The following is a 13,854-nucleotide window of genomic DNA, read 5'->3' on the forward strand; positions in this document are numbered from 1 at the left end:
AGCAGCCAACCTTAACAAGCGGGAACAAGCGAGCTGTGCTGCATCGGTCGATGCCCTTGCGCCGCTTCGATACAGCCAATTCATCAGGATGAAGCGGGCTCACGCTGTCCTAATGAATGGGCGCAGATGAGCGTCGCGCAACAGCTACGCCCGCACCTCACTGCTACACGTGCAGTTCTCAGATGCACGAAGCGGTCATGCCCTTCGTCCTGCGCCCGACGGCTACTACATGACGTATCGAGAGTTCCCTGAACAGGAACCTCATTCATGTACCGGTCAGTTCAATATTCAGGGCTGATTTCATCAACAAACGGATAATTCACACCTGTCGAACGCCCCTTATCCCTCCCCTCCCGAGGGGCGTTCGACGAAACCAAAATAATTAAAGGTGTATCCCGATGATCAAGAATTCGCTGCTTGCCCTGGGTCTGTTGGCCGCGCTGCCGTTCGCCGCATCGGCTGCCGATGGTCTGTCGTACAACTACGTTGAAGGCGGCTATGTGAACACCGATGCCAAGGGCGGCGACGCTGATGGCTGGGGCGTGAAGGGCTCGGTTGCCGTGCACCCGAACTTCCATGTCTTCGGTGATTACAGCAAGCAGGAAACCGACACCTTCAAGAATGATGTCGCCCAGTGGCGCATCGGTGCCGGCTACAACTACGGCATCGCACCGAACACCGACCTGGTGGCTCGTGTTGCGTACCAGAAGTTTGATATGAAGCACGGCCTGGACTTCAACGGCTACTCCACTGAAGTGGGCGTGCGCACCGCGTTCAACCCGTACCTGGAAGGCTATGCGCTGGCCGGTTACGAGGATTACAGCAAGAAGCACGGTATCAACCCGGACGGCGAGTTCTACGGCCGCGTCGGCGCCACCGCCAAGTTCAACCAGAACTGGGGCCTGAGTGGCGAAGTGAAGCTGGCCAAGGCCGGCGACCGCGAGTGGTTCGTGGGCCCGCGCTTCAGCTGGTAACAAACGCCTGTCGTTAGTGCGTGTAACTGGCGTGTGACCTCTCTCCCATACGCCAGTGAAGCCCGGCCTCGTGCCGGGCTTCTCTTTTTCCGGCATCGCTTTGCCACAATGGGGCATGGGCGATCCCTCCACTCTCGCTGGCACTGGCACGGCCTACCAGGAACACCTGGCGCCTGCGCCGCTGCGTGGCCAGTTCGGCCAGCTCTGGCAGAGCCAGTTGTCGGCCGACGCCAGCGGCAGCATCACCGTGCTGCCCGATGGCTGCGTGGATATCCTTTGGCGTGACGGTGCGCTGTTCGTGGTGGGGCCGGATCGGACCGCTGCACATCCACAACTGGCGCCCGGTGCGCAGGTGTTGGGGGCGCGTTTCCGGCCCGGGCAGGCATCGGCGGCACTTGGCATCGACTTGTCTGACATCGTCGGTCAGGCCGTGCCGCTGATTGAATTCAATGCCCGATGGGCAACGCAGGTTGCGGCCTCGATTGGTGATGCCGCGCCTGAGCAGCGTCTGCAACGTCTGGCCGATTGCCTGCAACAGAACATGCCTGCGGCCGTGGTGGACGAACACACGAAACGTGCGCATGTGCTGTTCGCGCACGCTGCCAAGGGCGACGTCAGCGTCGATGCACTCGCCACCCACCTGGCGATGAGCCCGCGCACCCTGCGCCGCTTCAGCCAGGCGCAGTTCGGTTACGGTGCAAAGTCGCTGGAGCGGATCCTGCGCCTGCAGCGGTTCCTGCGCTGCAGCCAGGCACAGCCCGCGCACAGTCTGGCGATGCTGGCCGCCGAGGCGGGCTATGCCGACCAGGCGCACCTCAGCCGCGAGGCCCGCGAGCTGTCCGGCCTGACGGCCAGTGCGCTGCGCCAGGAGTGGGGGCGTTGATGGCCGTTTCGTTCAAGACGCCGGCTCAACCCTGATCGATGCTGTGCGCTCCAACCACGGAGCCGCACCATGAGCCACGCAGAGACCACCGCTGCCGAACGCCGCATCGACAACATCGAATTCAACGTCGCCGACATCGCCCGCAGCAAGCAGTTCTATGGGCAGGTCTTCGGCTGGTCCTTCACCGACTACGGTCCGGCCTATACCGAGTTCGATGATGGCCGCCTCAAAGGGGGTTTCGTGGCTGACGAGGCGGTGACAGCCGCGGGAGGCGCGCTGGTGATTCTCTACTTTTCGGATCTGGCCGATGCACAGCAGCGCATCGTCGCGGCCGGCGGCGAAATCGTGCAGGACGTGTTCGCTTTCCCCGGTGGCCGTCGCTTTCACTTCCGCGATCTGGACGGTTACGTGCTGGCGGTGTGGAGCGACCGGGACTAAGCCTCGGCAAGCGCCGTGCTATCGGACCGGCTTGCCATACATCTCTGCGAGCGTGGCCTTGTACTGCGCCAGTGGCTGCAGCCCCATCGCCTCGCGGCGCGCATCCAGGCCTTCCATGTCTTCGGTGGGGCGGAGTTCCATCGCGCCATCATCGGCCTGTGTGAACTGGCTGCCATAGCGCTGCGGTTTGCCCTGCGCCAGCAGCACGCGATCAGTCAGTAGTGCCAGATCTGCAGAATCAGCTTCACCGGCTTTGGCGGCCTTCTCGATCAACGGCAACATATCGGCCTGGAATACGGGATCGTGATCGGCGTGCTGGACCAGCAGCCACGCGGCTTTGGCACCATCATGTCCGACCAGGGCATACGTCGGCCAACCCTTGTCGGCTACCACCGATTTCAGCCAATCGGCGTTGGCCTTGATCACTGGAGCTGTCGCTTTGAATGCCTCGCCACCACCAGCGTCGACAGCCGCATGCTGTGCCGCCTGGTCGCGCTCGGCGCGCTCCAGCAGTTCCCTGCGCAGGGGCGCGTCCAGCAATGCGAGGCGCTGCTGCTCGGCGGCCAGCACGCGCTTGCGCATGTCCGGCCACGCCGGGCCGTTGCGCAGCGCATTCAATCCTGGCCGATCCTTGTGCAGCAGGTCATCGGCCGACAGCCTGCCGCTGGGAAGCAGCGTGGTTACATGGTCCATCGCTTTTCCCAGGTCGCCGGCCGCTGCCGTGCATTCAACCAGCAGCAGTTCGCCACCCTCGGGAAAATGGCCTCCACGTTGCAGCAGGTCATCCAGAAAATGCGCACAGCCGCTGAAGTCATCGGCACCATAGCGCTCAAGTGCGTCGAAGAAAGACCCTTCGTTTGCGGCGTGTACCTGCAGCGGGGCGGCCAGCAGCAACGCCAGCGCCGCAGCAACGGGCCCATGCCTCCATTGCATCGGTGAGTGGACCATCGACTGCTTCCTCCGTGAAGTGTGTGGATGGCGAGCCTCTGCAGGCCGCACATCCGCAGGCTAGCAGTGTCATGGCCAGGCCTCAAATGATCGACCAGCAGCACGCTGCAAGTGGGGTCGCGTTGCCTCTACAATCCGCCAATGGAAACGCACATCGACGCCTACGTGAGGCAGGCCGACGGCAACTGCATCAAGGTGATGTTGTTGAACGGCCGCCCGCGGACCTCGCTGCAGGCGCTGGGCTTCACCGCTGGCGAGGCAGACACCCTCACCCTGCCGGTCGCCGACGACGCAGCCAAGGCCATCGTCTTCATCCGTCTGCGTGACCTCGGCGTAGCCTTCTCGGCGGGCAGGGAGTGGTGCCCGGCTGACGTGTTCGAACACTTTCGCGATGGCGGCTTGCTGCAGGGCGCCTACCTCCGGGTTGCGTGGCGCACGCCGCAACAGTTCACCGTGACCACGGCGTAGTCGCACAGCATGGACGTGATCGAGATCGCCGGGGCGCATCTGCTGCGCGATGCTGCGGATGGCTGGCAGCTGCTGGACGCTGTTGTCTCCCAGGACTGCATCCGGCTGGTCTGCATCCATGCTGTCGGGCAGAGCTTCCGCGTCGAGCATTTCCTGCGCGGACACATGCTGCCGCAATGGCAGGGAGAGTGGTGGCTGCAGCAGCCGGAGCATTCGATCACCGACAGCGAACAGCGGGCACGCGCGCTCGCCAACGAATGGCTCACGCTCGCCGCGAACTGAGAACCGCTCCGTCGCCCGCAAGGCCGTTCCGCTATGATCGCCCGCACATCGCCCCATGCGATTTGCCCGCCTCAAGCCAGCAGGAACTGCCGTGAACGCCCAGCCCGCCCCCATCACCGCCCTCAACCACACGCTCGACAACGAGCCGCAGCAGATCACCGCACCGCTGACCCATTCGGCCGCGTTCCTGGTGCTGACGGTGAAGGACGATGAGGCGTCGCTGGCGAAAGTGCGCGAGGTGCTGGCCAGCACCGATGACCTGATCAAGAACACCGCCATCCGCGAGATCGAACGCACCTTTACCTGCAATGTGGCCATTGGCCACCGCGTGTGGGCGCCGCTGGTGGGCAGCACGCCGCCGCGCGAGTTGAAGCCGTTCCAGGAAGTGAAGGGTGCCACCCATACGGCGGTGTCCACGCCGGGTGACCTGCTGTACCACATCCGTGCGCGCACGATGGATCTTATCGTGGCGTTCGAGAAGAACCTGCTGCTGGCCTTCGGCGATGCCGTGGAAGCGGTGGATGACGTGGCCGGTTTCCGTTACTTCGACGGCCGCGACCTGCTCGATTTCGTCGACGGCACCGCCAACCCGGAGGGGCTGTCGCTGCCGGAGGCGACCATCGTCGGCGACGAAGATCCCGACCATGCCGGTGGCAGCTACGTGGTGGTGCAGAAGTACCTGCACAACCTCGATGCCTGGCGTGCGCAGAAGACCGAAGCGCAGGAAGCGATCATCGGCCGCACCAAGCACGACAACATCGAACTGGACGACGCGCCGGCCGACGCGCAGAAGTCGCACAAGACGCTGTGCACCATCGAGGATGCCGACGGCGAGCACGAGATCCTGCGCGACAACATGCCCTTCGCCAACCCGGGGCGTGGCGAGTACGGCACCTACTTCATCGGCTACACGCGTCGGCTGTGGGTGATCGAGCAGATGCTGGAGCGGATGTTCATCGGCAATCCCGCGCCGTTGCACGACCGCATCCTCGATTTCTCCACCGCGACCACCGGCGTCACCTTCTTCGCCCCCTCGCGCAAGGTGCTGGCCGACCTGGGCGACTGATCACGCCGGGTGGGGCAGCCAGGTAGATCCACGCCATGCGTGGATGGATCAACCGGTTGCCCAGAACAGCCACGCATGGCGTGGCTCTACTGCGCCGCCATCTGCCTGTCATCTGCAGCGCCGACCATGGCGCGTTGGACGGCAGTGGAGACGTGGGTGATGGATTCTGCAGGCAACAGGCGCACCACGCGCCGTGGTTGGCGCCCGTTGGCATGGTTGCTGGGCCTGCTGGCGCTGGGCAGCGCCAGCGTGTCCGCACAGGACGCGCCTGCGCATTGGATGGCCTATGCCGCCTCCGTCAGCGGCGAACTGCAGCAGCGCCTCCAGCAGGAACAGGATCCACGCGCCCAGCGCCTGCTGGCCTGGCTGCAGGAGTATCCCGATACGCCGACACCGCTGGTGGTGAGCGTGTGGATCGCCCGCGATGGCGCGATCTCCAAACTGGAATTCGACAGCTTGGGTGATGCCCAGGTGGATGCCGATCTGCGTGCGACGCTGCAGGCCACGGCGTTGCCGGCGGCGCCGCCGAAGGACATGCGCCAGCCGCTGCGGTTGGGGCTGGTGCTGCAACCCAGGTAGAGCCGCGCCATGCGTGGCTGCGTTTGGTAGATGCCGACCTTGGTCGGCACGTGAGCGCCAACCAAGGTTGGCGTCTACCGGTGCCCGCCAGCCACGCATGGCGTGGCTCTACCGCGTTGCCAGCTGCGGTTCACGTGCGGCTGCACGCCACGCCCGCAGCCCGAACAATGCCAGGCCCAGGAAGAACACGTACAACGCAGCAGTCACGTGCAGCGACTTGAACAGGTACGCGCCCACGTAGACCACGTCCACCACGATCCACACCCACCAGCAGGCGGCGTGTCGGCGTGCCTGCCACCACTGCCCGACCAGGCTCAACGCGGTCAGCATCGCGTCCAGCCATGGCAGCGCCGCATCGGTGAAGGTGTGCATGCCGGCGCCAAGCGCGACGCCGGCGCACAGGCCGATGGCGAGGTCGCGCAGCAGCGTGCCGCGCGCCAGCGGCACGATGCGGATGCTGCCCTCATCGGCCGCGTGCTGGCGCCAGTTGATCCAGCCGTAGACCAGGAAACCACCGAAGGCGACCTGCAGCAGCGTGTCCGAGTACAGCTTGGCCTCGGCGAACACCGCGCCGTACAGCGCGACCGACAGCAGGCCGACCGGCCACGCGGCCAGCCGTCGCTTCGCCATCAGCCACACCCCGAGGATGCTGAAGAGGGCTGCAGTCCACTCGAGCGCGACGCCGCTCACAGCGCGAACGTCACCGACAGGCGTGCCTGTCGCGGTGCGCCCGGGAACAGGTAGTAGTCACCGCCGCTGCTGCCGGTGTCGCGCCAGTAGAAGCGGTTGAACAGGTTGTCCACCGACAGGTTCCAGGTCACGGCACGCTCGTGCAGGCGGTGCTGGAAGCGCAGGCCAGCGTCGAACACCGAGTAGTCCGGTGCGCGTACACCGCCATCGGCGCGGGCGACGTTGGCGGCGGCATAGCGCCAACCACCGGTCACGTCCAAGCCCTCGGCGAACGGCAGTGCATAGGCCAGATGCACGCTGGCGCGCACCTTCGGCACGTTCACCAGCTGATGGCCTTCGTAGGCCGGAGTACCGCTGTCGCGTGCGCGCGCCTGCAGCACGCTGGCGCTGGCGACGATCTGCAGGGCGTCGGTCAGCTGGCCGTTGGCGGTCAGTTCCAGGCCGGTATGGGTCTGCTTGCCTTCTTCGACGAAGGTGTAGCCGGCATCACTGCCGTCCGGCTTTGCGTACTGGTAGGGCTGGGTAGTGCGGAACACTGCGGCGCCCAGGGTAAGAGCGTCCACCGGTACGTACTTCACACCCACTTCCAGCTGCCGCGACTGCATCGACGGCAGGAAGGTATCGGCGTTGGACGTCCAGAACGGTGCTTCCTGGCCCAGCGAAATGCCGCGCACGTAGCTGGCGTAGGCGTTGAGCTGGTCGGTGGCCTTCCACACCAGCGCGGTCTGCGGCAGGAAGCGCGACAAACGGCTGTGGCGCTGCGGCGTGCCGCGCTTGTCGTAGGCGCGCTCGTCCAGGCGCACGAAGCGGCCGCCGGCCAGCCACTGCCAGTCATCGCCAAAGCTCATCCGGTCCAGCGCGAAGAACGCGGTCTGGCGGCTGTCCAGGCGCCGTGCCGATGCACCCGGCATCTTCGGTGAGGGCTCGAACACCGGCACCTGCGCATCGTGGATGTTGCTGGTGCCGACGTACTCGTTGACGCTCGGGCGCTTGTCGACGGTGCGGCGGAAGTAGTCGGCGCCGATGCTCAGCTGGTGGCCGACGCTGCCGGTGTCGAAGCTGCCGCGCAGTTCGGCACGCGCCTGCTGGTTGCGGCGGGTGTCATCCGGGCTGCGGTAGTCGTAGATGTCGTAGTCGCCGTTGGGGGCGAAATAGTTGCCCGGCACGCTGCCGTCTGCGCACCCTGCGGTGTAGTAGCAGCCGTAGGCGAAAGCGACGTTGTCATCGATCACCGAGCGGCTGTGGCCGATCGACAGCCGCGACTGCCAGGCGTCGTTGAAGTCGTAGGTGTGCAGGGCGGTGATGTTGGTGCTGGCGATGTCCACCGGCCGCTGCCACGGCTGGTAGCCGAGCAGGCGCTCGCGGTCGACGCCACGCGGCAGGTCGCGCGCGCCCAGCAGCTGGAAGCCGGACACCGAGCGCTGCGAGCTGGTCTGGTAGTTGGCATCCACTTCCAGCTTGCCGTGTTCGCCGATCAGCCAGTCGGTGGCCAGCGAGTAGAAGTTGCGGCGACCGTCGGCATGCTCGACGTAGGAATCGTTGGCATCCCAGGCGGCATTGAAGCGGACGCCGAAGCGCGGGGTCAGCCAGTGGCCGACATCCACGGCGGCATAGCGCGAGCCTTCCGAATCGGTGCCCAGGGTGACCGTGCGTACTTCCGCCGGGCGCTTGCCCACGTAGTTGATGATGCCGCCGGGCGCCATCACGCCAGCCGCGAGGCCGGCTTCGCCCTTCAGGATCTGCACTTCCTGGATGTTCTCCAGCGCCAGGCGCTGTTCGCCGGCGATGGACATGCCGTTGAAGCGGTAGCCGGTGGCCGCGTCCAGCGCGAAGCCACGGATGGCGATGTTCTGGTAGTAGCCCACCGGCGCATAGGCATCGCCCAGCGAGGCATCGTTGCTGGCCAGCTCGGACAGCGAACGGACCTGGCGACGGTCGAGGTAGTCGCGCTCCAGCACGTTCACCGAGGCGGGGGTGTCCTTCCAGGAGCCGCCACCGAAGGCGTTGACGCGCGAGGTGTCGGTGGCCGGCTTGCCGGCCTGCACGCGCACTGCCGCCAGATCGGTGGGCGAGGACGGCGGAACATCAACGGCGTCGGTGCCTGCCTCGCTGGCGTACAGCGGCAGGGCGGCGCAGAGGGCAAGGGCGAGCAGGGTGGGGCGCAGGCAGCGGTTCATTCGATTCGTCTTCAGACAACAAGGGAGACGAAGCGACGGCGCGCAGGTGCACCGACCCATGACGGGGGTGTGGCTGCGGCTCAAAGCTCCCTACGCCGGTGCAAACCGGATCAGGTTCCAAGGGACTCTCTCAGCCTGGTAGATCCAGGCACCCCCGCTTCAGGTGACCATTTCACTACAAATGGTACGGATTTGCGAGCCGCCACCCTTCAGGCGGGGTCAGATCTCTTTCCAGCGGAAAGGCATCTGGCCCCGGCCGAGCGCGTCATCGACGCATGGCGTCGATCTACTGAGTACCCAGCGTGTTGGGTGGCTCGCGGCTTACGCGGCGGCGTGCAGGGCCGCCAGCAGGGCCTGGCCGGGGCCCGTGGCGAACCAGGCCGGATGCCCGAGCATGAACGGTTGCCAGGCGACGTCGGCATTCGCGGTGGAGCGGGTGACGCCCTCGAAGTACTCCACTTCGGACAGAGCGAAGTCGAAATGCACCATCGGCAGCAGGTCGGCCAGCAGGTGCACGCGCTTGGGCGACAGCGGCAGTTCCTGCCGGTAGCCGTCCAGCAGGGCCAGGGCGATATCGATGCGTACCGCGTCGGTGCCGCGCTCCAGCTGCAGCCAGGCCACCGCGTTGCGTTCGATCGCGGTGGCCAGGTCGAACAGCGCGCTGGTTGGTGAGGCCAGGCCGAAATCGAGCACCGTGGCAATCGTGCCGTCGTCGTTCCACAGCAGGTTGGAGACGTGCCAGTCGTTGTGCGCCCACAGCCGTGGTTCGTCCTGCAGGCGCGCGGCCAGGCCATGGTGCCAGGGCAGCACATCGCGGTGCAGCTGTTCTTCCCAGGGAATGCGCGCCAGGTAGCGGGCCAACCCGGGGCGGTTGCCGAGGTCGGCCTTCAGCGCGGCGATCGGGTCATCGGCGCGGATCAGGTCGTCGCGTGCCACCAGCAGATGGGTACTGCGTTGCGGGGCGTGGTAGCTGGCCGCGGCGCGGTGCAGCGTGGCCAGCATGCGGCCCGCCTCGCGGGCCTGGGCGACGTCGGTCAACGGCGACCATGACGGCAGCTCGCGATACAGGTCCCTGCCGGCGCCCACCGCATGCAGTTCGTAGGTCCACTGGCCGTGTTCGAGTGCGGTGCGGCCGTGGCTGCTGGCCAGCACCTGCACCACCGGCATGCCGGCAGTCGCCAGATGCGCGATGAAACGGTGTTCTTCCTCCAGGCTTCCCGCGCTGCGCACACTGTGGTGGTGGCGCTTGATGAAGACCGGACCGCGCGTGCCGTCGACGATGGCCGCGGCCGACAACGGACGCGGGCTGTGCCAGCGCAGCGTGCTGTCCGCGCCCAGCTGCGGAAAGTGGCCACGCAGCCAGGTGATCTCCTGCGCGTCGATCGCCGGCCAGTCGGCGGCGACCTCGTCGTTGTTGAGGCCCTGCACGCGATGGGGGGAAGAAGTCATGCCACGGCCGCTGGTGAGTAAAGGAACATCCAAGGCTGCGCATTCAACGCCATGGACGCCACAGACGCAAACGGGCGGGTCATCGACCCGCCCGTCAGGGACATCATGTGCGGCCTGTGGCCGGCGCGCTTACCAGCCGCGATGGCGGCCGCGGTCGTGGTAGTAACGGTTGTCATGGCGCTCGCGCTGCCAGCGACGGTCATCGCGGCGGTCGTAGCCATAGCCGCGGTTGTAGCCCCGGTCATAACGGCGGTCGTAGCCACGGTCGTAACGGCGGTCATAGCGCCCGTCGTAGCGGCGATCATGGCGGTCGGAGGTGGTCAGGTTGCCGATGGCGCCGCCGGCAACCGCGCCGCCGACGGTGGCGGCCGGGTCGCCGTTGGAGATCAGGTGACCCGCCACGCCGCCGACGACGGCACCGACCACGGTGCGCTTGTCCTTCCTCGACATCGCGCTGGCATCACTGACCACGGCCACGCCGGCAAGAAGTGCCAGGGCCATCGCCAGACCACGGAAGCTGAGTGCGGAAGTGCTGAGCATGTTGGGTTCTCCTGTGAGGTGCATGCCACGGTGGGCAGGGAGGGCGCTGGGCGCCCCGGCTGCCGTAGGGACCACGCTGGTGCCCGGACATTGCCGGAACATTGCGCGCGATCCCCGTGCGGCTTGCGCATTCATCTAGCGTCAGGCGGCATGAAGCGAGGCTGAAAGCGCTGCGGCCGCTCAGCTGCCAGAAAGGAAAAGGGCCGCAGTACGCGGCCCTTCCCCTGGTCTCCCTCTGCCTGGCTCAGTGGCCCATGGCGCGCTGGGCCTGCTTCACCTGCTCCTGCTGGGCGTCCTGCTGCTGCAGGACATTCGGTGCACCGTGCACCGCACCACTGCTGACTGCCATGCTCTGCTCGCTGGCAGCGCGGGTTTCCACCGCCGCGCGGCAGGCGGCCGGGTCGCCGGCGGTGCCCTGTACGGCAAACATGCGCTCGCCGTTGGTGCTGGGCACCACCGAATCGATGCGCTGCATGCCGCTGGCCTGCGCTTCCTTGGTCAGTGCAGCGGCGGCGGCCTCCAGTGCATGGCGGTCCTTGAAGGTGCCTGCCGGCAGGCCCTCCATGCCCTTCACGGCCTGGTTGTACATCGGGTTCTGCGGATGGCGCTCGTCATTGAGCAGCGGGCGCTCGCGCGCGTCCTTGATCGCATCCAGCGTCTTCGGGCCGATGATGCCGTCCACTGCCAGACCGTTGTCCTTCTGCAGCTGGCGCACGGCAGCCTCGGTGTTGCGACCGAACTTTCCATCTTCGACCAGCGGTTTGCCGTCGGCGCCCACATATCCCAGGTGGCCCAGCTGTTCCTGCGCCCTGCGCACACCTTCGCCGTGCGCACCCTGCTTATGTACTTCGTTGCTGGTCTGCGGCTTTTCCTGCGCTGCCGGCTTCGGCTCGGCCGCACCCTTGGCCTGCGCCTGCGCCTGCGCCTGCGCCTGCTCGTGCGTCTGGCTGCGGTTTTCCAGCAGGTTGCGTGCCTGGTGCAGCGGATCGGAGGCGAACAGCTTCCAGTTCGGGTGGTCCTTCACCTGCTTGAGGTAATCCTCCACCGGCATCGTGTGCACACCCAGCTTGCCGGTGGACTGGCTGATCAGCAGCTTGTCGGTGTTCGGGTCACGCACCACCATCACGATGTGGTCGATGCCATTCCAGTGCTCGTGCTTGGTCTTGGCCGTATCCAGGCCGATGACCATGCCTTCCTTCAGCGCATCCGGCTTGAGGATGTCGTCGCGCTTGAGCAGCACGCCCGAGTCCTTGTAGGCGTCATGCACGATACCGCCGGAGCCGGCGAAGCCCAGCTTGATCTTGTCGGCGTCGGCGAACACCGCGCGGCCGGCCTTCTGGTTGATCTCGTCCTGGGTCTTGTTGAGCATCGTGCCGACCCAGCCGGAGCAGTCGATGTAGCCCTGGTCGACGTTCTTGCCGGTGACGCCGTTGCCACGGTAGTACTGGCTGGATTCGATGTTGATCGCGTACTTGACGTTGTCGTACTTCACGCCCGCGTTGTACGCCGCATCCAGCGAAATGCCGGGTGCATCCGGTTTGGCAGCGGCAGCCGTGGCAGTGGCGGCGATGGCTGCGGCACCTGCGGCGACTGCTGCCTGCGCGGCCGGGGTTACGGTCTGCGTCGGTGCGCTCTGCACCGGCGCCGGGCGTGCCTGGGTCTCGGTGATCGGCGCGATGTTCTTTTCCGGGATGCTGATCGCGTCGTACTTGCGGTCGTAGTACTGGGCGAAGGTGCTGGCCAGGTCACGATCATTCATCGTGCGCATCTCGGTGCGCGTATGCCCGGTCAACGCTTCCACGTCACCGCCGATCTGGCCCATGATGCGCGGGCGCATGTCGATCGGATCGCCGTGGCCGTCGCGCACGACGCCGAACGTGCCGGTGGCGATCGCGGTCTGGATCGAACCGTAGCCGGCCGCACCCTGCTGGTGTGCCAGATACAGGTCCAGGCCGCTCGGCTTGTCATCACCGGACAGGTACGGGTGGCCGGTGCGGTCATGGCGCTTTTCCATGTCCACCAGGTTGCGCTTGAACATCTCCGCTGCCGCTTCGGTGTTGCGGGTCGGGTCGTACTCGTGGCCGGTCAGGCCGTACTGCTTGGCCGACGACGGCAGGAACTGGAACAGGCCCTTGGCATCGGTCTTGTCGTTGTGCGCGCGTTCGTTGAAGCGGCCACCGGTCTCGATGTGGGCAAAGCGCAGGAAGTCTTCGCTGGCGATGCCCTTGCGCTGTGCAACCTGCTCGATGATGTCGAGAACTTCCTTTCTACTGTAGTCACGTTGTGCCATGACACTTCCTCTGGGGTTGATGGTGCGGCCTTTGCCGCGATACGCCAACCGGACTCATCCGTGAGTCTTCAACATGTCGGTCAACAGGTGCTGCGGGGTGGTGCGTCTTACTTTTCGACGTAGGCCTTGCGGGCGGCGTCGTAGTGGTACTGGCGTGCATCGGCCGCACCCAGCGCACGGGTCTGGCCCGGGCCGGAAATGGTGGTGCCGGTGGCGGTGACACTGATGGTGGGCAGGTCGCTGCCGGCGACGGCGTTGAAGGCCAGAACGCCCTGGTTGCTGACGCACGGCATCACCTGACCGTCGTCGCAGGCGGCCGAATTGTCTTCGCCGGTGATCACCGTGCCCAGGCTTGCCCAGACCTGGCCGTCTTCGGATTTCTCGTAGTCCGGGTTGAACACCAGCACGGCGTAGCTTTCGATGCTGGTGCCGGTGGCGAAGGTGCTGGTCGGCACCGCCAGTACCAGCTTGCCGGCCGGGGTGCGGTACTCCAGCGGCTTGCGCTTGCTGTCGATGTCCGGCGCGGTGCCGTTGGCGCCGACGGTGCCGATCCACGGTTCGGCGCCCTTGAACACCCACGGCCGATCCGGCTTGTCGCCGGTCAGGGTGAAGGTGGCCTCAGTCAGGGTGACCTGGCTGTCCGGACCGACGTCGTCCTCGCCGGGCTTGCCGTACTTCTGCGGCGTGTTCCAGGCAAAGCCGGTGTAATAGCGGGTGCCGGCCACTTCGAAGGCATGGCCGAACCAGAAGGTGGCGACACTGCCATTGGCTACTTCATACGAAACGGCGCCATCGCCGTCGACGTCGTAGATGAAATACAGCACGCTGCCGGCATCGGGGGGCGTGGCGGTGGCCGTGGTGGCGGGTGTGGCGGAGCTCTGCATCGGGGCAACATCCTGTCGTGGCGCGGTGGCGCCCTGTGGTGACGCGGTCGAAGTCGAGGGGGTGCAGGCGCTGGCAAGCAACGCAACGAGCAGGCCGGCGAACGTCGCACACAGACGTGGGCGGACACGGGCCAAGCGGGATTCCGGAAGGATCTTCATGCACCTCTCCATGGTTTGCGGGCGTCG

The 13,854-nt window shown here is 66.0% G+C and carries 14 protein-coding genes and 1 riboswitch; of the genes, 7 read left to right on the top strand and 7 right to left on the bottom strand.

What is annotated here, in order from left to right:
* The first annotated feature begins 401 nt into the window (after nucleotides 1-401).
* From AC27VL_RS13310 to AC27VL_RS13320, 3 genes are all read left to right on the top strand, one after another.
* A complete protein-coding gene (locus tag AC27VL_RS13310; protein ID WP_176022450.1) occupies nucleotides 402-974 on the top strand; it encodes an OmpO family porin in 573 nt (190 codons plus the stop codon).
* 115 nt (nucleotides 975-1,089) lie between these two features.
* Nucleotides 1,090-1,857 (top strand): DUF6597 domain-containing transcriptional factor, encoded by a 768-nt coding sequence (locus tag AC27VL_RS13315; RefSeq protein ID WP_180164554.1) that lies wholly within the window; start codon nucleotides 1,090-1,092, stop codon nucleotides 1,855-1,857.
* 69 nt (nucleotides 1,858-1,926) lie between these two features.
* On the top strand, nucleotides 1,927-2,295 hold the full coding sequence (locus AC27VL_RS13320) for a VOC family protein (protein WP_180164552.1): 369 nt from the start codon (nucleotides 1,927-1,929) through the stop codon (nucleotides 2,293-2,295).
* An 18-nt stretch (nucleotides 2,296-2,313) separates the two neighbouring features.
* Here AC27VL_RS13320 and AC27VL_RS13325 read toward each other — a convergent pair whose 3' ends face one another.
* A complete protein-coding gene (locus tag AC27VL_RS13325) occupies nucleotides 2,314-3,243 on the bottom strand; it encodes a DUF6624 domain-containing protein (protein ID WP_488766864.1) in 930 nt (309 codons plus the stop codon).
* Nucleotides 3,244-3,384: 141 nt separating this feature from the next.
* On the opposite strand from AC27VL_RS13325, the gene AC27VL_RS13330 reads away from it, so the two are divergent.
* From AC27VL_RS13330 to AC27VL_RS13345, 4 genes are all read left to right on the top strand, one after another.
* On the top strand, nucleotides 3,385-3,711 hold the full coding sequence (locus AC27VL_RS13330; protein WP_099819542.1) for a hypothetical protein: 327 nt from the start codon (nucleotides 3,385-3,387) through the stop codon (nucleotides 3,709-3,711).
* 9 nt (nucleotides 3,712-3,720) lie between these two features.
* Complete coding sequence (locus AC27VL_RS13335; protein ID WP_488766865.1) at nucleotides 3,721-3,993, top strand: hypothetical protein; 273 nt, start codon at nucleotides 3,721-3,723, stop codon at nucleotides 3,991-3,993.
* A 91-nt stretch (nucleotides 3,994-4,084) separates the two neighbouring features.
* Nucleotides 4,085-5,059, top strand: coding sequence for a Dyp-type peroxidase (locus AC27VL_RS13340; protein WP_100461846.1), 975 nt, complete (start codon nucleotides 4,085-4,087; stop codon nucleotides 5,057-5,059).
* Between the two features lie 159 nt (nucleotides 5,060-5,218).
* Entirely contained in the window at nucleotides 5,219-5,638 is a 420-nt protein-coding gene (locus AC27VL_RS13345) for an energy transducer TonB (RefSeq protein WP_191078507.1), read from the top strand.
* 108 nt (nucleotides 5,639-5,746) lie between these two features.
* Here AC27VL_RS13345 and pnuC read toward each other — a convergent pair whose 3' ends face one another.
* From pnuC to AC27VL_RS13375, 6 genes are all read right to left on the bottom strand, one after another.
* A complete protein-coding gene (gene pnuC / locus AC27VL_RS13350) occupies nucleotides 5,747-6,328 on the bottom strand; it encodes a nicotinamide riboside transporter PnuC (RefSeq protein ID WP_100554378.1) in 582 nt (193 codons plus the stop codon).
* Nucleotides 6,325-8,505 carry a TonB-dependent siderophore receptor gene (locus AC27VL_RS13355; RefSeq protein WP_488766867.1) on the bottom strand — a complete coding sequence of 727 codons (2,181 nt, stop codon included), beginning with the start codon at nucleotides 8,503-8,505 and terminating at the stop codon, nucleotides 6,325-6,327. The genes pnuC and AC27VL_RS13355 overlap by 4 nt, the downstream gene beginning before the upstream one ends.
* A gap of 70 nt (nucleotides 8,506-8,575) precedes the next feature.
* A riboswitch (TPP riboswitch) is annotated at nucleotides 8,576-8,671 on the bottom strand.
* 155 nt (nucleotides 8,672-8,826) lie between these two features.
* Nucleotides 8,827-9,954 carry a phosphotransferase enzyme family protein gene (locus AC27VL_RS13360; protein ID WP_488766869.1) on the bottom strand — a complete coding sequence of 376 codons (1,128 nt, stop codon included), beginning with the start codon at nucleotides 9,952-9,954 and terminating at the stop codon, nucleotides 8,827-8,829.
* 129 nt (nucleotides 9,955-10,083) lie between these two features.
* On the bottom strand, nucleotides 10,084-10,494 hold the full coding sequence (locus AC27VL_RS13365; protein WP_059063181.1) for a glycine zipper 2TM domain-containing protein: 411 nt from the start codon (nucleotides 10,492-10,494) through the stop codon (nucleotides 10,084-10,086).
* Nucleotides 10,495-10,738: 244 nt separating this feature from the next.
* Nucleotides 10,739-12,784 (bottom strand): XVIPCD domain-containing protein, encoded by a 2,046-nt coding sequence (locus tag AC27VL_RS13370; protein ID WP_488766872.1) that lies wholly within the window; start codon nucleotides 12,782-12,784, stop codon nucleotides 10,739-10,741.
* Between the two features lie 107 nt (nucleotides 12,785-12,891).
* Nucleotides 12,892-13,827, bottom strand: a complete 936-nt coding sequence (locus tag AC27VL_RS13375; protein ID WP_191078487.1) for a hypothetical protein — start codon at nucleotides 13,825-13,827, stop codon at nucleotides 12,892-12,894.
* Nucleotides 13,828-13,854: the final 27 nt, after the last annotated feature.

It is taken from the genome of Stenotrophomonas sp. 14P6.2.3, from assembly GCF_057799055.1.